We start from the raw sequence: 22,327 nt of genomic DNA on the forward strand, positions 1-22,327 counted from the left end.
CGCGCACAAACAAGGGTTTGCAACAGAAGCACATCCAGGACGGAGAAGGACTCATGGCGAAGGAAAAATTTGACCGTAGCAAACCGCACGTAAACGTAGGCACGATCGGTCACATCGATCACGGCAAGACGACGTTGACTGCGGCGATTACGAAGGTGTTGTCGAAGCACAACCCGAAGAACGCGTTCAAGTCGTTCGATCAGATCGATAACGCACCGGAAGAGCGCGAGCGCGGTATCACGATCTCGACGTCTCACGTGGAGTATGAGACGGCGAACCGTCACTATGCACACGTTGATTGCCCGGGCCACGCGGATTACATCAAGAACATGATCACGGGCGCAGCGCAGATGGACGGCGCGATCCTCGTGGTTGCAGCGACCGACGGCCCGATGCCCCAGACGAAGGAGCACGTTCTGCTCGCTCGTCAGGTAGGCGTACCGTACATCGTTGTGTTCCTGAACAAGTGCGATGCGGTGGAAGACGAAGAACTGATCGACCTGGTCGAGATGGAAGTTCGTGAGCTTCTGTCGAAGTACGAGTTCCCGGGCGACGACGTTCCCGTGGTTCGTGGTTCGGCCCTGGGCGCGCTGAACGGCGAAGCACAGTGGGAAGCGAAGATCGACGAGCTGATGCAGGCAGTGGACGACAACGTTCCCCAGCCTGACCGTCTTGTCGACCTGCCGTTCCTGATGCCGATCGAAGATATCTTCTCGATCTCGGGTCGTGGCACGGTGGTCACGGGTCGTATCGAGCGCGGCAAGATCAAGGTTGGCGAAGCGGCACAGATCGTCGGCTTCCGCGACACGCAGGCGACGACGGTTACCGGCGTTGAGATGTTCAAGAAGCAGCTTGACGAAGGTCTTGCCGGCGACAACGCAGGTCTGCTGCTCCGCGGCACGGCGAAGGACGACGTTGAGCGCGGCATGGTTCTTGCCAAGCCGGGTTCGATCACTCCTCACACGGTGTTCACGGGCGAAGTGTACGTGTTGTCGAAGGAAGAAGGCGGTCGTCACACCCCGTTCTTCAACGGCTACCGTCCCCAGTTCTACTTCCGCACTACGGACGTGACGGGATCGGCGAAGCTGCCGGAAGGTACGGAGATGGTGATGCCTGGCGATAACATCTCGCTGGAGATCACGCTTCACACGCCGGTTGCGATGGAAAAGGGTCTGCGTTTCGCTATCCGTGAGGGTGGCCGCACCGTTGGTGCAGGCGCGATCTCGGAAATCATCAAGTAACGAGGGTCCAGGGCTTAGGGCCCAGGGTCCAGAACGACAAGAACGGCCACCGAGGAATCGGTGGCCGTTCTGCGTTGGGTGGAAGGCCGGAGCTGAAGCCCACCTCGACTCGGGTCGGGAGTCGGGAGTCGGGAAGGCAAAGGCCTAACGCGAAGTTCGTGAAGGGGACCGGGGCGCGCGGAGACGTGGTGGCTCGGCTCGTGGTAAGCAAACCCGTCACTGCGTTCAGGATGGCAAACTTGGCTGGTCGTGGAGTCGCTGAGTGCTTGATGGCCGAGGGGGCGTGGAGGGTAAGGGCTGTGGGCGATTCAGGCGAAGGGATGTTCTGAAAAAACGAAACAACTTTGTTGGCGCAGTGTTTCTCTAATGGAAGGTAAATGGAGGTTCCCATGTTTGGAAAAAGAATCGCGCAGCTTTCGGTTTTAGGTCTGGCTTTTGCAGGACTCGCAGGAACAGTGGCATTAGAACCGGCATCCGCACAGGTTGTTGTCGGTGTGGCTCCGGCTTGTCCGTATGGCTATTTCGACTATGCGCCCTATGATTGCGCACCATATGGATATTACGGTCCTGATTGGTTTACGGACGGTATCTTTATCGGCGCGGGCCCCTGGTTCCATGGTGGACGTGGGTTCTATGGTCACGTCGACAATCGGTATGACCCGCGTCATGGCTACAATGGTCCGTTCCCAGGACGTGGCGTACAGGCGTTCAACAACTTCCACGGCAATGAGGCTCGTGATGGGCGCGGCCATGTGGGCAACGCCGGACATAGCGCCGGTGGAGAGCACATGGGCGGCTTCTCTGGCGGCGGGCATGCTGGCGGTGGTGGCGGACACGCAGGTGGTGGCGGTGGTCGCCACTAAAGCCTAAAGCCACCGCGCTTTCTGTTCATAGAAGGCGATGGCGGCGAATCGGAACAAAGCAAGAGGGCCATGCCGATTATGGCCCTCTTCGCTTTTGCAAAAAGCTAATGTTGTGGGATAATACGAAGAGCCTCGTGTGAGCCTGACCACGTGGTTCCAGCAGTACAACTCAGGTTACAAGTCAGCAGGGGACTCAAGCCCTGCGTCGCGGCGTGTCGGGAGTGATCCTGCCAAGCTGCTTGCCAGCCAAAGCGGCTGGCCACGATAGGAGTAACAAACATGCGCGAAATCATCACCCTCCAGTGCCCCGATTGCAAGAACAAGAACTACTCGACCACAAAGAACAAGAAGACGACCACCGGTCGCCTCGAGTTTTCGAAGTTCTGCAATACGTGCCGCAAGCACACCGCTCACAAGGAAACGAAGTAAACTGTTTCCTGTAGCGCGAGCCAGCGGGCTCTAAACAAGCCCGCCTCCCACAGGGGAGTAAGCTCAACGGTTAAACTGTCGGTCTCCAAAACCGAACTTCTCGGTTCGAATCCGAGCTCCCCTGCCAAACATCTTTAGAGCACTACCCGGGCGCCGCATGTTCTACACGCGCCGCATGTTTCAGGAGCAACCCAGCACCATGTCGAACGCAGTCGTCGAAACCCAGGATACCGGCGTAGCTGAGCAGACTCTGTCTGGTCCTCAGCGCTTGATGCAGTTCCTCCGCGATACGCGGAGCGAAATGGATAAAGTGGTTACGCCCACTCGCGAAGAAGTCAAGACAGGAACGATCGTTGTGATTGCGACCGTGTTCATCTTCGCTGCGTACTTCGAACTCGTCGATCTGGTGATCGGCAAGGGCATCGATCGACTTTTCGTACACGCGACCAAGTAACACCAGCCCCGGCAAAGAGAGCAACGACCCAATGGCAGAAGAATTCAATAACCAGGAAGCCGAAAACCTCGAAGCAGAAGTGCTGATGAGCGGCGAGGTCGAAGGCGATCACGTTGCACTGCCGGGCGAAGAGCCGCAGGCGGAAGAGGCTGTTCCGGCGCAGAACGAGAATTTCAAGTGGTACATCATTCACGCGTACTCAGGCTTTGAGCGCAAGGTGAAGGAGTCGCTTGAGAGCCGCGTGCGCGCGTATCATCTCGAGGATCGTGTGGGTCGTATCGAAATCCCGACCGAGCCGACGACCGAGATGCGCAATGGCAAGAAGTACACGATTGATCGTGTGTTCCTGCCGGGCTATGTTTTTGTTGAGATGGCGCTGGATAATGATCTCTGGCACGTGGTGAAGAACACGCCGCGCGTTACGGGCTTCCTCCAGACGGGCGATCAGCCGAACGCGCTGAGCGAGCAGGAAGTCAACAGCATGTTGAACCGCTCGGACGTTACGCGCGACAAGCCGCGTCTCAAGCTCAAGTTTACGAAGGGCGAGATTGTCCGTATTACCGAGGGACCATTCGCCAACTTTAACGGTGCTGTGGACGACATCAACGAAGACAAGCAGACCCTCAAGGTCATGGTTTCGATCTTCGGCCGTCCGACGCCTACCGAGGTTTCTTTCTCCAACGTCGATAAGTCCGACGAGGAGTAGATTTTCGGGCACTGGCAGGAGGAGATCAGACGTAAGTAAGGGACGGAAATCCCTACTGCTGTCTACGGTCTCACCCGCTGATGTCCCGCTTTACAGGAGCCCAGCCCGGGCGCTTCCCCGGACCTTCTAACTCCTGGCCCTGCAGTACAAATTCGCGCGCTCGTCGCGCATATGAAGAGGTAAGTAACAATGGCACCGAAGAAAATCACTGGTTACGTCAAGCTCCAGATTGTTGCCGGCAAGGCGACTCCGGCACCCCCGGTTGGTCCCGCGCTCGGTCAGGCTCAGGTCAACATCATGGAGTTCTGCAAGCAGTTCAACGAACGCACGAGCAAGGATCAGAGCGTTGCTGGCATGACCGTTCCGGTTGTGATCACCGTTTACGCTGATCGTACTTTCTCGTTCATCACGAAGACCCCCCCGGCTCCGGTGCTTCTGCTCAAGGCAGCTGGCATCGAAAAGGGTTCGGGCAAGCCGAACTCCGAGAAGAAGGGTTCTGTGACCGAGAAGCAGATCATCGAGATCGCAAAGGTCAAGATGCCCGACATGAACGCCGCTTCGATCGAAGCGGCTGCGAAGACCATCCGCGGCACCGCTCGCTCGATGGGCATCGATGTTGTCGCGTAACTTCTGACAATTGCTCTTTGCAAACGGCGTGCCTTCGGGCACGCCGTTTGCTTTCTCGTTTGTGCTTTGTGATGCAGAAAACAAAGGGCACTCCTTAAAGGAGCGCCCTTTGTTGCAGCAAACGCGAGCTAGAGGCTCGCCAGTGAATCGGATGTTCGGTGTTACTGCTTGTCGATGGTCACGGTCACGGTGACTGGAGCTTCAACGGGGATGTGGTTCACCGTTGCAGGCTCGAAGCGGTAATCCTTCACAGTCTGAAGGGCTGCTTCGTCAAAGTTCTTGCCTGCGGACTGAGCGATGGACAGATCTCCCGGGACACCGTTGCGGTCGACGACCAGGTGGACTGCAACCTTGGTTTCCTTGTCGGCTGTGACGATCTCGGCCTGCGGAATGGAAAGACCGGAAGCACGCACGAGGCGGGGAGCGGTCGTATCCGTCGGAGCGCCGAAGGAGTAGGAGAGCGAAGGATCGGTCGAGGACATAAGCGGATGGGCGAAGTCAGAGTCGACAACGGCGCGAATGTACTGGTGGGTGATGATGCGGGGAAGCTTGACGGCTACAGCAGCAGCTGCAGGGTTGGCACCGTGAATCCCGGCTGCCATTGCGCTATCAGGCGCGACGGAAGCTACGGTGTGGGTTTGGGCGAACGCAGCGGTCGAAATCAGGGCAAACGAGAGTAAGAAAGCGGGGCGCATTGGTATGTCCTCCGTGAAAAAAGCCAGATGTAACCAACACCAGAATATTTCTGCCACTATACGACTGTCAATAGAAAAAGCAGATATTTGAAAAGACTGTGGTTTTCACTTCTTTTCAGACGGGAATGTGCAAGAAAAATGGCCTCCGTAAATCGGAGGCCACGAAAACGAGCGCGCAGGCATGAGCTCGAAAGCAGGCAGACGAGTCTTCTGCAGAAGCTGCTCCCTGAGGTCGGCAGAGGCAAAGCAGCCGGGTTAGCCCAGAGAGTGGAGCTTAGGCGAAGAGTTGAGTCTGCCGTTCAGAACGGGCGGGTGCGGGGCCGAAGCGTCCACGAGGAAGGACGGCATCGGCGGATCCGGCATCGCGCGTCAGCAAAGCGTCCGTCGAGCGCTCGTTGAGTTTGAAGCGCCGGACGGCCGTTCGAATTCTTCCCGCCATCAACTGCCGGTAGTTGCTATCCGCAAAGTCCATGGTGGAGAAGCGGCGCGTGTACTCGTCAGAGAGGTGCGGGAAGTGCTCGCGGACGAAGCTCAGATACGTAGGGCGCGAACAAGACTTGAGGAAGAGCGGATGGCCGCCGAGGAAGCTGGCGTCCGCTTCGGCGGCACGTTTCGCGACGGCGTCTATCGAGGCCTGCGAGTCGTTGATGCCGTAGAGCAGCGGCGAGCAGAGCACGCCGGTCGTGATACCGGCCTCGCGCAGCTTTTTTACGGCGCCGAAGCGAAGATCGGGCCGCGGAGCGCGGGGTTCGAGCAGACGAGCGAGCCCACTGTCCGTGGTGGTGATGGTGATGTGAACCACGAGCTGATTGCGTTGGGCGATCTGGGCCAGGAGATCGACATCGCGTTCAATGAGTCGTGATTTGGTGATGATGCCTATCCGCAGTCCCTCGCGTTTGGCGAAGACCTCCAGAAGAGAGCGTGTGATGCCCACACGGCGCTCGATGGGCTGGTACGGATCGGTTGCTGTGCCGATGGCGATCTCCTGGGTGGAGTCGAAGCCGCGCAACTCCTGCTCCAGCAGCCAGGCGGCGTTCTCCTTCAGGTAGATCTCGCGTTCGAAGGCCAGGGCCCAGTTCTGCTGCGGTACATCATGGGTTCCAATCGGGACGGCGGCCACCGGCTCCGGTTGTAGAAACTCATGGGTGTAGCGCGCGTAGCAGTACTTGCAGCCGAACTCGCAGCCACGGTAGGGATTGATCGACCAGGCAACCCAGCCCATCCGCTTGGAGACGGAGTGGTTCATGATGGAGCGAGAGCGCATGGCCTTGAACTCGATCAGATGGCCGTCGTCGGCGTGGGTGGCTTCAGCAGCGAGCTTTGCCAGGCCGGACGGCTGCGAGGGAAGTATGGGGAACAACGTCGCGCCGCTCAGGTGTTCGGAGTTGGTCGTCATGTTATTCGCCATATCTTCGCCTCGTTGAAAACAGATACTAGGCGTTGCGGCTTATCGTGTCAATTGGAATTTTCGACGTCAGGAACGATGTCTTGGTTTCCAGACGGCATAGCCGAATTGCTCCGGGGTTGCCGTTTCGGCTAGTTCGTAATGGGAGTCGATGTATCGGCAGAGCCGCAGTTCAGGCGCGTCGGTATGGCGTATCGACGCGCGATAGTGCGTCAGAAATAGCATTTGCATGAGTTGCTGTGCTTCGGGTTCTGAGACCGTGCAGGGTGCCATCTGTTCGGGCATGATCAGCAGCGGGGCGTCGGGGTGCGCGACAAGTTCCCCGATTTTCCGGTTGATCTCTTCCTCTGTTACGGCATTTAGTGTGCCGAAAAAGTAGCCATCGTAAAGCTCTGGAGCATGAGAGGTGCCGAAGCGGGAAGGCGCGTAGGTTTGAGGCGCCAGTACCGTCTGCCCCGGAGCGAGATGGAAGATCGCATCTGGAGCGAAGGTTGTCGTATGGCTGAGGTCCCTATACATAGCGAGCTTTTGCTTCGCCTTCTCCGGGCCCAGCTCCTTCGTCATGCGCTTCAGTGTCCAGCGATCGAACGCGGTGGAACTGTCGATAGGTTCCTGTGCTAATCGGGAGAGGATTACAACTTTGCCAATGTTGCTGGGCTGTTTCCGCAGGTAAAGCAGGCTGGGCAATACGACGATGATCAACAGGTTCACCGGAAGCATCAACCGCCAGATGCGAGGATAGCCGGCAAGGACGAGAAGCCCGACGAGCACGATCCCGTAAGTGTTGTTCCATAGATGCAGGGAATCGCAACGGCCAAGTGCTGCGGGTAGCGCTGGGAAAGAGACTGCCAGGATCATCATCCAGGAATCCGGGCTGCTTTGCCGCAGCCGTGTTGCGGCATAGCAGGTGGCAACCGTGACGATCGCGAGAAAGAGCACGGTGTAAACATTCAGGCTGATGGGAAAGTTCATGCCGCCCTTGCTGAAAGCTTTGAGGGTGTCAAGGGCGTGCAGGCGATTGGCGAGTGAGATGAGGGCGGCGTTAAGCAGGAGCAGGAGAGCGCACCAGGGTAGCCCCCTGCGCTTGTCAGAGAGAAAGGCGTCCCAGCAGAAGAAGGCAAGTGATCCAATGGCACAAGCGATTGCAAGCTCCGGTGAGAGGACTAGCATCACTGCCGTGCCGCAAGCAGCGACAAGCGTGGTTTGCCCCCAGTGGCTGCCGTGATCACGTCTGAGGATACGGAGCGCAAGAAGCCCGAAGAAGCAAGGAGTTACGAAGCGCAGCAGGGTGTAGTTGAGGCCGTTGGAGAGGAGGCCGGGCAAGCTGCTGCCCCAAAGAATCAGAAAAATAACGTTTGCGCGTGGCCATTTGGGAGCGCTCCAGCGGAGCACCTGCGCCAGCATCAAAACGCCAGCTACGGAGGACAGAATCCAGCAGAGACCGTAGGCGTCTCCAATCGGGAGCCGCAACCATCGCATCAGGGCTGCCGGAGCGTAAAGGAAGAAGGCACCGTAAGCATATTCAAAGTCGATGTACGGGCGCTGACCATTGGCTACGTGCCAGATGCGATCAATCAAGTAGATGGACTCGTCATATCCGTTTACCCGGCGAGTGAGCAGGTAGAAAGCTAGGCAAAGCAGCGCGGTGCACGCAGAGGCCAGCGCAATCGTACGGGTCGAAAGCGGGGCTGGCTGTTGTCCGTCCTGCATCTGCAGGGAGGGCCCGAGTGCCAGCACCAGGAGGATTCCGACAGCCACCAGGGCCAGAGCCGCACGATTGCTGTAGCCAAACTCATAAGATAGTGACACGGTTGGCTGCATGGCCACGTGGTAAGGAACGGTGCAAAGAAGGACGAGAAGCGCGCAGAAGCCAACTACAAGCCAGAGCCAGCGTTTGCTCTGCAGTGCCTTGGATGGTGAGGTCATGTGCACTGATGCTATCGCAAGTCAGACAGACTCCCTTGGCTGCAAGTTGTCCTTCCGGACCATCCTGTGAGGTAAATCATCGTAGAAAGCATTGACTAATCTGAGCAGATACTCCATACTTAGAGGGTTGTCTGCACGCTATGTGTGGGCTCCCGTCGAAACCACGCCCATGCAGTGAACCGCATGTCCCGCCGGCGCCAGCCGTGACAAGGGAACCGGGGTGGAAGACAGAGAGAGAGTTTATGGCACGTAAAGTTTCCAAGAATGTCGCGAAAGCGCGCGCGCTCGTAGAGCAGCGTCCTTATTCGCTGGGCGATGCGATTCCCTTGCTCCAGAAGGCAAAGTTCGCAAAGTTTGATGAGACCGTCGACCTGACGCTGCGCCTCGGCGTAGATACCCGCCACGCTGACCAGATGGTTCGCGGTACGGTTGTGCTTCCGCACGGCCTCGGCGGCAAGTCGAAGATCGTTGCTGTTATCGCTTCGGGTGACAACCTGAAGGCTGCAGAAGCTGCCGGCGCTGAGTTCGTCGGTGGTGAAGATCTCGTTGAGCGCATCCAGAAGGAATCGTGGACCGGCTTTGATGCCCTGATCGCGACCCCTGACATGATGCGTTCGGTCGGTAAGCTCGGTAAGGTTCTCGGTCCCCGCGGCTTGATGCCGAACCCGAAGACCGGCACCGTGACCACGGATGTCGCTTCAGCGATCGCGGAAATCAAGGCCGGTAAGGTCGAGTTCCGCGCTGACAAGACCGCTCTGGTTCACGTTCCCGTGGGCAAGCTGAGCTTCCCGATCGAAAAGATCGCGGAGAACGCGATGAGCGTGATCTCGGCAGTGGTCAAGGCGAAGCCGTCGGCTGCCAAGGGCAAGTATGTGAAGCGCATCGTGCTTTCGTCGACGATGGGCCCGGGCGTTGAGCTCGAGGCTGCTACCGCTGAAGCTGCTTCCAAGGCGTAAGTGTTCCGCGCCGGCTTCCGGCGCACAGAAATTTCGCTGACCGCAGGGTCAGCACGAAGGCGAGATTCCCTATGGCATTGACCAAGGCGAAAAAGAATCAGAAGGTCCAGTTCCTCGCGCAGGAACTGGAAAGCTCGACTTCCGCGATCATTGGCACCTTCAAGGGCCTGACCGCGTCGAAGGATTTTGAGCTTCGTAAGGTCGTCCGCAATGCGGGCGGTCACTACCACGTTGTGAAGAACAAGCTCGCGGCTCAGTCGTCGAAGGGCACCAAGGTTGAGGCTGCTCTGCAGGGTCTCAAGGGTGTTTCGTCGGTAGCCTACACGTCGGGTGACCCGGTGGCGCTGGCAAAGGCTCTGTCGACCTGGGTGAAGGACAACGCAGAGTTCACGTTCAAGCTCGGCATCGTTGATGGCAAGGTCATCGACGTGAGTGAAGTCCAAGCTCTGGCAAGCCTGCCGGGCAAGGAAGAGCTCTTCTCGAAGCTGCTGTTCCTGATCAACGCCCCGGCTACGCGCCTGGCAACGGTGATCAACGCTACCGGCCGCAACCTTGCGGTGGTGGTGAACCAGGCTGTCGAGCAGAACAAGTTCGCTGGCGCTGCTCCTGTCGCTTCGGCTCATACCGAAGAGGCAGCCGCAGGCGAGCAGCCTTCGGGTGCAGCACAGCCGGAAAATTCGACAGCCTCGCAGGCTGGCGAAGCGGTTGACGAAGCACCGGCAGAAGGCGCGTAAGAGCGTAGACGCAAAGTTTCGCTGTTTCTAAGTCCCCGTGGGGCGCATGTCTGGCGCAACGGAACCTGCGGACGATGAAGGGCAGCAACCCTGGGCAGAAGAACGCCAAGGGCAGGCAAAAACATCAGCAACATCAATTTTGTAATACCGGAGAATAACAATGGCAGACATCCAGCAGTTGGAAGATCAGATCGTTTCGCTCAGCCTGCTCGAAGCAGCTGAGTTGGTAAAGAAGCTCGAAGAGCGCCTCGGCGTTTCGGCAGCAGCAGCAACCGTTGCAGCAGCACCGGCTGGTGCAGCAGCACCGGCAGCAGAAGAGAAGACCGAGTTCACGGTCATCCTCAAGGAAGCTGGCGCAAACAAGATCAACACCATCAAGGCTGTTCGTGAAGTTACGGGCCTCGGCCTGAAGGAAGCTAAGGACCTGGTTGACGGTGCTCCGAAGCCCCTGAAGGAGAACATCTCGAAGGACGACGCGCAGGCACTGGCGAAGAAGTTCGAAGGCATCGCAGCAGTCGAACTCAAGTAGTTCGGTGCGGGCTTTTCGCCCGCAGCAGGCAAAGGCAGGGCTTCGGTCCTGCCTTTGTTGTGTGTGAAGCAGGTGCGGACTTGCATCCCGAGGCCGACCGCGGTATCCTCTTTTATGGGGAGGCTTGCGGTAGCCTCGGTGTGCACTGCATTCCCGCTTCCCGAAACGTTCAAGTCCTGGGCAGTACCCCGGTTCATCCTGGCAATGCGAAGCAGGTTACGGAGCCGGCCACACTATCGTTCGAGCAGCGGATCGATAGCGTGAAACATAAGCAATCCAGCGCAATTCTTGAAAGCTCGGCCAGGCTTTCAGAGGCGGCGTTATACCGGGTTTCCATCAACTGATTTCAGTGCAACGGTCTTTACCGGCGCTCTTGGGACTACGTGTCCGCAAGGCGCTTTTCGTGTTTTCCGCGACATTTTAGCCATTTTTTAGTTTTGACCTCGCAGAATGCTTCGCGAGGGTATCAACCTGCGCTGAGGATCAGCCACCACGAGGAGTGGTTGAGCCGGAAGGGCGCAACAGAAGTCAAAGACAGTGATGCCGATTTCGGCAGCACCGTTCTTCCTCGAGACAAGTAACAGGAGAGCTCATGTCCGACTCGACCACCAAGCAGGAACTGCGGCCAATTCGCAGCCGTCTTGATTTTTCCAAAATCCCTACCAGCATCCAGATCCCAAACCTTATCGAGGTTCAGCGCCGTTCGTATGAGCGCTTCCTCCAGATGGACAAACTGCCGCAGGAGCGCGAGGACAACGGCCTCCAGTCGGTTTTTGCGTCTGTCTTCCCGATCACCGATTTCCGCAATGTGTCGGAGCTTGAGTTTGTCGATTACACGATCGGCAACTGGGAGTGCAAGTGCAGCTTCCTCAAGGGGCTGAACCATCTGCGTACCGCGTGCTCGCATTGCGGCCACATGGTGATCACTGACCCGTTCCATCCGGGCGACGTACTCTGCAAGTTCTGCGGAACGTACAACAAGAACACCCCGGACTTCTGCACCAAGTGCGGCGACCCTGTGGGTCTGCAGTTGAAGTACGACCAGGCTGAGTGCGAAGAGCGCGGCATGACGTACTCGGCTCCGCTGAAGGTGACGATCCGCCTGAAGATCTACGATAAGGACCCGGAGACGGGTGTGAAGACCCTGCGCGATATGAAGGAGCAGGAAGTCTTCTTCGGCGATATCCCGCTGATGTCGGCCAACGGCACCTTCATCGTGAACGGCACGGAGCGCGTTATCGTTTCGCAGCTTCACCGTTCGCCTGGCGTGTTCTTTGAAACGGCGAACAACCGTACGTACTTCCTCGGCAAGATCATCCCGTACCGCGGTTCGTGGGTGGAGTTCGAGTACGACCAGAAGAACATCCTGTACGTCCGCATCGATCGCAAGCGCAAGTTCCTGGGAACGATCTTCCTGCGTGCTCTCGGCCTGCGTGCGGATGAGGAAATTCTCAAGACGTTCTACACGGTTGACACGGTCAACGTGAAGGACGGCAAGCTTTCGTGGGCGATTAGCTCCGAGGACAAGGCGACCAACGTTGTTGGCACGCGTTCGACCTCGTCGCTGGTGGTTGACGGCAAGGAAGTTGTCGCAAGCGGCAAGAAGATCGGTGCTTCGGCGCTGAAGGCCCTGCGTGCTGGCGGCGTGACTTCGATCGAAGTCGAGAACTCCGAGTTCGAAGGCGCTTTGACCGCAGCCGACGTTGTCGACATGTCGACGGGCGAGTTGCTGTATGAAGCCAACCAGGAGCTCTCGGCCGACAAGCTGCACAAGATCGCACAGTCGGGCGTGACCTCGCTGGAAGTCTTCTTCCCGGACCGCGACGAAGTGGGCAACATCATCGCCAACACGTTGCGCCGCGACTCCGTGCGCAAGCCGGAAGAAGCGCTGATCGAGATCTACCGCAAGCTGCGTCCGGGTGACCCACCGACGCTGGATACGGCGACCGCTCTGTTCGAAGGCATGTTCTTCGACGCGCGCAAGTATGACTTCTCGCGTGTAGGCCGTCTGAAGTTCAACATCAAGCTGTATGAGAACCAGGATTCGGCTGGCCTCGATCACCGTACGTTGACCCCTGAGGACTTCTACGGCACGATCCGCTACCTGCTGAAGCTGCGCAAGAATATCGGTGTTGTGGACGATATCGATCATCTCGGCAACCGTCGCGTTCGCGCGGTGGGCGAGTTGATGGAGAACCAGTTCCGCATCGGTCTCGTGCGTATGGAACGCGCCATCAAGGAAAAGATGAGCGTGTACCAGGAGATGTCGACGGCGATGCCGCACGACCTCATCAACGCCAAGCCGGTTATGGCCGCGATCCGCGAGTTCTTCGGTTCCTCGCAGCTCTCGCAGTTCATGGATCAGACCAACCCGCTCTCGGAGATCACGCACAAGCGCCGCCTGTCGGCCCTTGGACCTGGTGGTCTGTCGCGTGAGCGCGCTGGCTTCGAAGTCCGCGACGTCCATCCGACTCACTACGGCCGTATCTGCCCGATCGAAACGCCTGAAGGACCGAACATCGGTCTTATCTCGTCGCTGTCGTGCTTTGCGCGCATCAACGAGTACGGCTTCATCGAGTCGCCGTACCGCCGCGTGAAGGACGGTCGCGTGCTGGATTACGTGGCTGTTTCGAATGCTGGTGAGTCCGGTATGCGTCAGGGCGACACGCTGGAGATCAGCGAGTCGGTTGTTCTGAACGATCGCCTGAAGAAGGAAAGCAAGCGTGCGGCAGAGTTTGAGCCGTTCAGCTTCTACCTCTCGGCGTGGGAAGAGGACCGTCACACGATCGCTCAGGCGAACATCGCGCTCGACGGCGAAGGACACATGACCGAAGATCTGGTCAATGCCCGTCGCACCGGCGACTTCGTGCTCGTTCCGAAGGCGGAAGTGGATTACATGGACGTCTCGCCGAAGCAGCTTGTTTCGGTCGCTGCGTCGCTGGTTCCGTTCCTCGAGCATGACGATGCGAACCGCGCCCTGATGGGTGCGAACATGCAGCGTCAGTCGGTTCCTCTGCTGGTAGCTGAGGCTCCGTTCGTTGGTACCGGCATGGAAGGCGTTACGGCTCGCGATTCGGGTGCTGTGATTCTGGCCAAGCGTAACGGCATCATCGATTCGGTCGACTCCGAGCGCATCATCGTTCGTGTAGAAGGCGAGCACCACCCCACGCAGCTTTCGCGTGAGGTCGGTTCGGACATCTACACGCTGACGAAGTTCAAGCGCTCGAACCAGAACACCTGCATCAACCAGAAGCCGATCGTTCGCAAGGGCGACCGCGTTCTCAAGGGACAGGTTCTAGCCGATGGTCCTTGCACGGAGCAGGGCGAGCTTGGTCTCGGCCGTAACGTGCTGGTGGCCTTCATGCCGTGGCGCGGTTACAACTTCGAGGACGCGATCCTCATCTCGGAAAAGCTGGTCCGCGAGGACTACTACACCTCGATCCACATCGAGGAGTTCGAGATTGAAGCGCGCGACACGAAGCTGGGACCGGAAGAGATTACGCGTGATATTCCGAACGTCTCCGAGCACGCTCTGCGTGATCTGGACGAGTCGGGCATCATCCGTATCGGCGCCAAGATCAGCCACAACGACATCCTCGTCGGCAAGGTAACGCCCAAGGGCGAAACCCAGTTGACGCCGGAAGAGAAGCTGCTCCGCGCGATCTTCGGCGAAAAGGCCGGCGATGTACGCGATGCTTCGCTGACGTGCCCTCCGGGCATCGAAGGCACGGTCGTTGACGTTCGCATCTTCAGCCGCAAGGGTCAGGAAAAGGACCAGCGCGCACTGCAGATCGAGCAGGAACAGATCGAGAAGCTGGAGCGCAACCTTGCTGACGAAATCCGCATTCTTACGGACGAGCGTCTGAAGCGTCTTGACGGCATCCTTGGCGACAAGGAAGTGCTGGCTGACCTGCATGACGAGCGTACGAACAAGAAGCTGCTTTCGAAGGGCGATGTGCTCACCCGTGATCAGATCGAGCTCATCTCGACGCGTAACCTGAAGCGTATTCGCTACGCTGACAAGGACCCGCGCGTGAACGAGCAGATCGACGAGATCGAAGAGATGACCTCGCGTCAGATCGACGTTCTGCGCAAGATCACCAATGAGAAGATCGCGAAGATGGGCAAGGGCGACGAGCTGAGCCCTGGCGTTATCAAGATGGTCAAGGTCTACATCGCCATGAAGCGTAAGCTTTCGGTCGGCGATAAGATGGCCGGTCGTCACGGTAACAAGGGTGTTATCGCCCGCATTCTGCCGGAAGAGGATATGCCTTACCTCCCGGATGGAACGCCGGTCGAAATCGTCCTGAACCCGCTGGGCGTACCTTCGCGTATGAACGTCGGACAGATTCTCGAAACGCATCTTGGCTGGGCCGCTCACACGCTCGGCGCCAAGGTGGCTGCTCTCGCTGCACAGGCGCAGGAAGCCAACGCGGTTCGCGAGATCTTCTCCGAGCAGTTCAAGGGCACGGCTGCACTGAACCAGCTTCTGAAGCTGGATGACGAGCAGACGCTGCGTGTTGCGAAGGGCATGGGCCGCGGTATCTGGTTCGGCACGGCAGTGTTCGACGGTGCGCAGGAGACGGAGATCAAGGCGCTGCTTGCAGCGGCTGGTTTGCCGAGCTCGGGTAAGAGCGCGCTGATCGACGGCATGACTGGCGATGAGTTCGAGCAGCCTGTAACCGTTGGTTACATCTACATGCTCAAGCTGTCGCATCTTGTCGACGACAAGATCCACGCTCGTTCGATCGGACCGTACTCGCTCATCACGCAGCAGCCGCTGGGTGGTAAGGCGCAGTTCGGCGGACAGCGCTTCGGCGAAATGGAAGTGTGGGCGCTTGAGGCTTATGGCGCTGCCTACATCCTGCAGGAGCTGCTCACCGCGAAGTCTGACGATGTGTTCGGCCGTACGAAGATCTACGAGGCCATCGTCAAGGGTGAAGCTGCGATCGAGCCGGGCGTGCCCGAGTCGTTCAACGTTCTCATCCGCGAACTGCAGTCTCTCTGCCTGGACGTCGAGTTGGTGAAAGCCACCGGCGCCCCGACCGAGGACGAGCTCGTGAGCGTGCCTGAACTCGCTGTAGCGGACTAACTCATTCCGCCCGACTCTGTTCTTCCTGAGCTTGCGTAACGGCAGGGAAGAACGGAGGGCAGGGCGATGACTTTGAACCATTCGCGGAGTGCAGAGGATCGCGCCGCATAGCAACTTAGCAGAAAGACAGCAGCGAAGCTCGCAACAGGCTCTGATGGAAACGCGACAGAGCGAAGTACAAAGTTGGCATCGAGCTAAGCACTGCAACGGAGAGAAAAATATGTTCCGCTCCAGCCCGTTTGATACACAGAACCCGATCGCTGACTTCGACTCGATCAAGATTCAGCTTGCGAGCCCCGAGAAGATCCGCTCGTGGTCGCACGGCGAAGTCACGAAGCCGGAAACCATCAACTACCGTACGTTCAAGCCCGAACGCGACGGTCTTTTCTGCGCCCGCATCTTTGGACCGATCACTGACTGGGAGTGCCTCTGCGGCAAGTACAAGCGCATGAAGCACCGCGGCGTGATCTGCGACAAGTGTGGCGTTGAAGTCACCCTGTCGAAGGTTCGTCGTGAGCGCCTCGGCCACATCGAGCTGGCTTCGCCCTGCTCGCACGTGTGGTTCTTCAAGGGCCTGCCCTCGCGTATCGGCCACCTGCTCGACATCTCGCTGCGTGAGCTCGAAGCTGTTCTCTACTTCGAGTCGTATGTCGTGGTCGATCCAGGTGACGCGCCCGTAAAGGAGCGCGAAGTTATCAAGGACGAGAATCGCTTCCGCGAGCTCGACCAGCAGTATCGTCCGTCCGGCTTCAAGGCCATGATGGGCGCTGAAGCGATCAAGGAACTCCTCAAGCGCGTTGAGATTCAGGAGCTCGCTATCGAGCTTCGTGAGCGCATGAAGACCGAGACCTCGCTGCAGAAGAAGCTGAAGTACTCCAAGCGTTTGAAGGTGGTCGAGGCTTTCCGTAAGTCCGACAACAAGCCGCAGTGGATGATTCTCGACGTGATCCCTGTGATCCCGCCTGAGCTTCGCCCGCTTGTGCCGCTTGACGGTGGCCGCTTCGCGACTTCGGATCTCAACGATCTGTATCGCCGCGTGATCAACCGTAACAACCGCCTCAAGAAGCTCATGGACCTCCATGCCCCTGAAGTGATTGTGCGTAACGAAAAGCGCATGCTGCAGGAAGCTGTTGATGCTCTGTTCGACAACGGCCGTCGTGGCCGCGTGTTGCGCGGTGCGAACAACCGTCCGCTGAAGTCGCTCTCTGACACCCTGAAGGGCAAGCAGGGCCGCTTCCGTCAGAACCTGCTCGGTAAGCGCGTCGACTACTCTGGCCGTTCGGTCATCGTGGTTGGTCCGGAACTGAAGCTGCACCAGTGCGGTCTGCCGAAGAAGATGGCGCTTGAACTCTTCAAGCCGTTCATTTATCACCGTCTCGAGCAGACGGGCCACTGCACGACCATCAAGCAGGCCAAGGAGATGGTAGAGCAGCAGGAGTCGATCGTCTGGGACATCCTCGAAGAGGTTATCAAGGATCATCCGGTTCTGTTGAACCGCGCCCCGACGCTGCATCGCCTCGGCATCCAGGCTTTCGAGCCTGTGCTGGTCGAAGGTAAGGCCATCAAGATTCACCCGCTCGTCTGCACGGCGTTCAACGCCGACTTCGACGGTGACCAGATGGCTGTGCACATCCCGCTGAGCCCTGAAGCGCAGATCGAAGCTTCGGTGCTGATGCTGGCTTCGCACAACATCCTCTCGCCCGCATCCGGTCAGCCGATCTCGGTTCCGACGCAGGATCTGGTGCTTGGTCTGTACTACCTGACCAAGGCCAAGGTGGGTGCAAAGGGTGAAGGCCGCGTCTTCGCCAACATTGAAGAAGTACTGATGGCGCTCGAAGCCAAGCAGGTCGAGACGCTTTCGCCGATCCGCCTGCGTTATACCGGCCCCGTGCTGGATATGACGACGGCGTACGACGATCAGGACCTCACGCACACCGAGCCGGTCGAGTTCACCAAGCAGTACATCAACACGACCGTTGGTCGCGCGATCCTGAACGATCGTCTGCCGGAAGGTATGCCGTTCGTGAACGGCCTGCTGAAGAAGAAGGGCATCGGCCAGCTCATCAACTACCTGTACCTGAACCTCGGCCTCGAAGTGACCGTGCACGCGCTCGATCGCATCAAGGAACTGGGCTTCCAGTACGCTACCCGCTCGGGTCTCTCGGTTGGTCTGGATGACATGGTCATCCCGGCGACGAAGTACACGGTTGTGGGCGATGCTGAAAAGCAGGTCATCACGCTGCAGCAGCAGTACCTCGAAGGTTCGATCACCAACCTGGAGCGTTCGAACAAGGTGACGCAGATGTGGTCGGCAGTTACCGATCGCGTTGCGGACGAAATGTTCAACAACATGAAGCGCGCTGACAAGGAAGGCGCCATGAACCCGATCTACATCATGGCGGACTCGGGCGCTCGTGGTTCCAAGCAGCAGATTCGTCAGCTCTCCGGTATGCGTGGTTTGATGGCTAAGCCCTCGGGCGAAATCATCGAATCGCCGATCAAGGCGAACTTCCGCGAAGGTCTGACCGTTCTCGAGTACTTCATCTCGACGCACGGTGCTCGTAAGGGCCTTGCTGATACCGCGCTGAAGACCGCTGACTCGGGTTACCTGACCCGTCGTCTGGTCGATGTGGCACAGGACGTGATCATCTCCGAGCTCGATTGCGGCACGGTGGAAGGCATCTACGTGATGCCGATCATCGAAGCCGGCGAAATCATCGAACCGCTGCGTGACCGTATCATCGGCCGCGTAACGCTCGAGAAGCTGAAGGACTTCGAAGGCAAGACGATCGTCGAGATCAACGATGAGATCGACGAAGACAAGGCCTCCGCAATCCAGGCTGCCGGTATCGAGAAGGTGAAGATCCGCTCGGTGCTGACGTGCGAGTCCAAGCGCGGATGCTGCATCCGTTGCTATGGCCGTAACCTTGGTTCGGGCAAGATGGTCGAACTCGGCGAAGCTGTCGGCGTTATCGCTGCACAGTCGATCGGCGAGCCTGGCACCCAGCTCACCATGCGTACCTTCCACGTAGGTGGAACGGCATCGCGTGTGGCGGATGCTTCGCACCTCGAAGCCAAGAACGCAGGTCGCGTTCACTTCATCAACCTCGCTACCGTTCGCTCGAAGGACGGCGGCCTGGTTGCCTTCAACCGCTCGGGTTCTATCGCCATTATTGACGAGAAGGGCCGCGAGAAGGAACGCTACGCGATCGTTTACGGCGCGAAGCTGAAGGTCGAAGACGGCGATCAAGTCAAGCTCGGCGATCTGCTTGGCGAGTGGGACCCCTACACCTTCTCCATCCTCACGGAAATCGAAGGCACGGTGCAATTCAAGGACCTGCAGGAAGGCGTTACGCTGCACGAAGAGATCGATGAAGTTACCGGTCTCTCGCGTCTCGTAGTGGCTGACTCGCCGGACGAAAAGCGCCAGCCGATGATTCTCATCAAGGGCGCCAAGGGAACGAAGCGTTACATCATGCCGAGCCGTGCTCACCTTATGGTGCAGGATGGCGACGAGCTTTCGCCTGGTGACATCCTGGCGAAGATCCCGCGCGAAACGACGCGTACGAAGGACATCACGGGCGGTCTGCCGCGCGTTGTGGAACTCTTCGAAGCGCGTAAGCCGCGTGATCCGGCGATCATCGCCAAGCTTGACGGTGCGATCCGCTTCGGCGATGTGTCGAAGGGCCAGCGTAAGGTGTACATCACGGCTGACAACGGTACGGAAGACGAGTACTCGGTGCCGCGTGGTGTGTACGTCAACGTGCAGGAAGGCGAGCGTGTACGCGCCGGCGATGCTCTCATCGACGGACCGCGTAACCCGCACGACATTCTCGAGGTTCTTGGCGAGCGCGAGCTGCAGATCTACCTGGTAAACGAAATCCAGGAAGTCTACCGCTTGCAGGGCGTGTCCATCTCGGACAAGCACATCGAAACCATCGTTCGCCAGATGCTGCGCTGGGTGAAGATCGAAGAAGTTGGCGACACCAACTTCCTGCTGGAACAGCAGATCGATCGCTTCCGCTTCAACGCAGAGAACCAGCGTGTGTTGATGGATGGTGGCCGTCCGGCTATCGGCCGTCCGCTGCTGCTGGGCATCACGAAGGCGTCGCTCTCGACGGACAGCTTCATCTCGGCTGCTTCGTTCCAGGAGACCACGCGCGTACTCACCGAAGCGTCGATCAACGGCGCGGTGGACACGCTCCGCGGTCTGAAGGAGAACGTCATCGTCGGCCGTCTTATCCCTGCCGGAACGGGTATGGAGTACTACCGCAACGTCGAGCTCTCTCCTGAGCTTGAAGAAGCGGCAGCCCAGATCCAGGCCGAAGTACAGGAAGCGCATGAAGCGGAAGAGCGTGAGCTCGAGCAGATGCGTATGGAAGGCGAACAGGAAGAACTGGCAGCAGAGTAACGCTGCAGGTCAGACTGAAACAGCGAAGGGCAGACTCGAAAGAGTCTGCCCTTTTTGCTTTGCTGGAACTCTCTTTCGCCATCCTCGTCTAACGGGATATGCGCTCCTTTTGTGTGTTTGGCTCCTTGCTGCTGGCGGGTGTTCTTGCCGTGGATGGACAGCAGCCTGTTGCGTCTCAGCCTGTTGCTGTGGATGCAGGTTCTACGCTTTCGGTTGAGGCCCGGCTGGTGGTTGTGCCCGTGGTGGTGCGGGACAAGCATGGGGCGATTGTCAAAGGGCTGGCGCAAAGTAACTTTGCGTTGCAGGTGGATGGCGTGGCGCAGAACGTTCGCTACTTTGACCGCGACAGCGACGTGCCTCTGACGGTTGGACTGCTGGTGGACAGCAGTCGCAGCCAGCGGGAGGTGCTCGAAGATGAGCGAAGCGCGAGCACAACGTTCTTGCAGAAGATGCTTGCGCCCGAGCGTGATCGCGCGTTTGTGTTGCAGTTTGCGGGCAGCGTTGAGCTGCTGCAGGACATCACAAACTCGCGGCCGAAGCTGCAGGAGGCGTTGCAGCAGGTGGACACGGCACCGTCTCGTCCGACGGGCAGAGATTCGAACGATCCGGATGCGAACGACCCTGACCATCGGGGTGGAGGGCGTCAGCGTGGTGGTGGCACGGCGATGTATGACGCTGTGTTTCTTTCAGCCGATGAGGTCGTGAACAAGCAGGCGGGACGCAAGGCGTTCATCCTGCTGACGGACGGTGTGGACAATGGCAGCCGCGAGACGCTGGCAAAGTCGATAGAAGCGGCGCAGCGTAAGGATGTTGTGATCTACGCGATTTATTACAAGGGCAAAGAGCATGATGGCGGTGGCCGTGGCTTTGGGTTTCCTGGCGGTGGTGGGCATGGGATGGGGCTGCCGGGTGGAGGAGGAGGACGTGGTGGTGGATGGCCCGGAGGCGGTGGTGGTGGCGGTCGCAATGGTGGTGGTGATCATCACGAGAACGTCGATGGGAGGAAGATTCTGGAGCGTCTCTGTGGCGAGACCGGCGGGCGTGTCTTTGAGGTGACGAAGAAGGAGACGGTGGAGAAGATCTATGCGGAGATTGGTGAGGAGTTGCGCTCGCAGTTCCGGCTTGGGTTTACGCCTTCGGAGGCAACGGCTTCGGAGGGCTATCACCAGATTTCAGTGACACTGGCCGGATCGGCGGCGAAGGAGAAGGACACGATACAGACTCGCGATGGCTACTATACAAAGGTGGCGAAGCAGGGTGTCGATCGATAGAGTGTAGAGCGTAACAAGGGCGGCTTGCCAAATGGCAAGCCGCCCTTGTTTGTTGGGGCTTGAGTTAGTGCGCCGCAGATGTGGCGAAGGCTGTATTCAGAAGCTTGGCGAGGCGGATGCCGGCGAGTTCGAGGCGGGTTTCGACGATGGGGATGTTCTTGTCGTAGTACGCCTCGTCGATGTTGGTTCCGGGGAGGACGAGCGCGGTGTCGGCGAGGTCGTGCGACTCCTGGGCCCACGCTACGGAGTCGCCGTCGCCGGGTTCGAGATGCTTGTCGGTGATCTGCTGCTCGAGCCTCTTGAGCCACTCGGCATCGGTGTGGTGTGCGTGGTCGATGAGGCCGTCGTCCCAGACTTCGTGGAGTTCATGGTGGCCCCACTTGCTCTTCTCTTCGCCGAAGAAGGTGACGGGGATGTCGTTGGCTCCGCGGCCGAGACCGTAGGCGTGGAAGGGCTGGTGCTCGTCGCCGACGAGGTGGACGAGGAACTTGAGCGCGACGGCGCGGTCGGCGGTGTCGAGCGAGGGATCGTTGATGCGTTCTAGGTTGTAGGGGATGCGATCGACGACGCAGTCGCGCCACTTGTCCGCGTGCGAACCGAGGGTGACGCCGGGTTGCGTCTGGCAGTCGCGGTCTCTGTTGTAGGTCAGGCTGGGCGGGATGTTGACGTAGTGCCAGAAGGCGGTCTGGCGATTGCCTGAGAGGTAACCATCGGCCCATGAAGCCACGTCGCCGAGGCTCTCTTTGCCGAGCAGGGCCTGCACCTGTGCCTTGGCCTGCGGGGTGAGGTGGTCCCAGGCCACTTCCGCGACGAGGCGGTGACCGGTGCGTCCCCAGGCCCATGCAGGGGCCGAGAGCGTGAGTAGCAAAGCAGCAGCGAAGAGCGTGCGCAGTGATTTCATGAGGGAAGTATAAGCGGTGACGTTTTTTCCTGTGTGAGATCTCGATGTTGGGTTTCTAGCCCCACTGAGATGAGGCGTTTCTGACAG

At 58.7% G+C, this 22,327-nt stretch carries 16 protein-coding genes and 1 tRNA gene; 13 read left to right on the forward strand and 4 right to left on the reverse strand.

From position 1 onward, the window contains the following. Positions 1 to 53: 53 nt before the first annotated feature. From tuf to rplK, 7 genes are all read left to right on the forward strand, one after another. Positions 54 to 1,241, forward strand: a complete 1,188-nt coding sequence (gene tuf, locus PW792_03135; protein ID MDE1160924.1) for an elongation factor Tu — start codon at positions 54 to 56, stop codon at positions 1,239 to 1,241. A 389-nt stretch (positions 1,242 to 1,630) separates the two neighbouring features. After that, complete coding sequence (locus PW792_03140) at positions 1,631 to 2,104, forward strand: hypothetical protein (GenBank protein ID MDE1160925.1); 474 nt, start codon at positions 1,631 to 1,633, stop codon at positions 2,102 to 2,104. A gap of 279 nt (positions 2,105 to 2,383) precedes the next feature. Then, the gene (gene rpmG, locus PW792_03145) at positions 2,384 to 2,533 is read left to right on the forward strand and encodes a 50S ribosomal protein L33 (protein MDE1160926.1); all 150 of its coding nucleotides are present in this window, start codon (positions 2,384 to 2,386) and stop codon (positions 2,531 to 2,533) included. 51 nt (positions 2,534 to 2,584) lie between these two features. Then, a tRNA-Trp gene (locus tag PW792_03150) sits at positions 2,585 to 2,660 on the forward strand. A 72-nt stretch (positions 2,661 to 2,732) separates the two neighbouring features. Beyond that, positions 2,733 to 2,987, forward strand: a complete 255-nt coding sequence (gene secE, locus PW792_03155; protein MDE1160927.1) for a preprotein translocase subunit SecE — start codon at positions 2,733 to 2,735, stop codon at positions 2,985 to 2,987. Between the two features lie 31 nt (positions 2,988 to 3,018). Beyond that, the gene (gene nusG / locus PW792_03160; protein MDE1160928.1) at positions 3,019 to 3,693 is read left to right on the forward strand and encodes a transcription termination/antitermination protein NusG; all 675 of its coding nucleotides are present in this window, start codon (positions 3,019 to 3,021) and stop codon (positions 3,691 to 3,693) included. Positions 3,694 to 3,882: 189 nt separating this feature from the next. Continuing rightward, on the forward strand, positions 3,883 to 4,320 hold the full coding sequence (rplK, locus tag PW792_03165) for a 50S ribosomal protein L11 (GenBank protein ID MDE1160929.1): 438 nt from the start codon (positions 3,883 to 3,885) through the stop codon (positions 4,318 to 4,320). Positions 4,321 to 4,481: 161 nt separating this feature from the next. On the opposite strand, the gene PW792_03170 is transcribed toward rplK, so the two are convergent. The 3 genes from PW792_03170 to PW792_03180 form a co-directional block, all read right to left on the reverse strand. Further along, positions 4,482 to 5,015: a TonB family protein gene (locus PW792_03170; protein MDE1160930.1), complete on the reverse strand. Its 534-nt coding sequence runs from the start codon at positions 5,013 to 5,015 to the stop codon at positions 4,482 to 4,484. A 274-nt stretch (positions 5,016 to 5,289) separates the two neighbouring features. Further along, the gene (locus PW792_03175; GenBank protein ID MDE1160931.1) at positions 5,290 to 6,423 is read right to left on the reverse strand and encodes a radical SAM protein; all 1,134 of its coding nucleotides are present in this window, start codon (positions 6,421 to 6,423) and stop codon (positions 5,290 to 5,292) included. A gap of 66 nt (positions 6,424 to 6,489) precedes the next feature. Then, positions 6,490 to 8,229, reverse strand: a complete 1,740-nt coding sequence (locus tag PW792_03180; GenBank protein ID MDE1160932.1) for a hypothetical protein — start codon at positions 8,227 to 8,229, stop codon at positions 6,490 to 6,492. 359 nt (positions 8,230 to 8,588) lie between these two features. Here PW792_03180 and rplA point away from each other — a divergent pair, with 359 nt between their 5' ends. The 6 genes from rplA (at position 8,589) to PW792_03210 (ending at position 21,339) form a co-directional block, all read left to right on the forward strand. Continuing rightward, complete coding sequence (rplA, locus tag PW792_03185) at positions 8,589 to 9,302, forward strand: 50S ribosomal protein L1 (protein MDE1160933.1); 714 nt, start codon at positions 8,589 to 8,591, stop codon at positions 9,300 to 9,302. 71 nt (positions 9,303 to 9,373) lie between these two features. Then, complete coding sequence (gene rplJ, locus PW792_03190; protein ID MDE1160934.1) at positions 9,374 to 10,036, forward strand: 50S ribosomal protein L10; 663 nt, start codon at positions 9,374 to 9,376, stop codon at positions 10,034 to 10,036. 154 nt (positions 10,037 to 10,190) lie between these two features. Further along, positions 10,191 to 10,565, forward strand: a complete 375-nt coding sequence (gene rplL, locus PW792_03195) for a 50S ribosomal protein L7/L12 (GenBank protein ID MDE1160935.1) — start codon at positions 10,191 to 10,193, stop codon at positions 10,563 to 10,565. Positions 10,566 to 11,157: 592 nt separating this feature from the next. Further along, entirely contained in the window at positions 11,158 to 15,657 is a 4,500-nt protein-coding gene (gene rpoB / locus PW792_03200; GenBank protein ID MDE1160936.1) for a DNA-directed RNA polymerase subunit beta, read from the forward strand. Positions 15,658 to 15,877: 220 nt separating this feature from the next. Then, on the forward strand, positions 15,878 to 20,068 hold the full coding sequence (rpoC, locus tag PW792_03205; protein ID MDE1160937.1) for a DNA-directed RNA polymerase subunit beta': 4,191 nt from the start codon (positions 15,878 to 15,880) through the stop codon (positions 20,066 to 20,068). A 98-nt stretch (positions 20,069 to 20,166) separates the two neighbouring features. Then, positions 20,167 to 21,339, forward strand: coding sequence for a VWA domain-containing protein (locus PW792_03210; protein MDE1160938.1), 1,173 nt, complete (start codon positions 20,167 to 20,169; stop codon positions 21,337 to 21,339). A 64-nt stretch (positions 21,340 to 21,403) separates the two neighbouring features. Here PW792_03210 and PW792_03215 read toward each other — a convergent pair whose 3' ends face one another. After that, entirely contained in the window at positions 21,404 to 22,240 is an 837-nt protein-coding gene (locus PW792_03215) for a S1/P1 nuclease (GenBank protein MDE1160939.1), read from the reverse strand. Positions 22,241 to 22,327: the final 87 nt, after the last annotated feature.

Source organism: Acidobacteriaceae bacterium, from assembly GCA_028283655.1.
Classification (GTDB): Bacteria; Acidobacteriota; Terriglobia; order Terriglobales; family Acidobacteriaceae; genus Granulicella.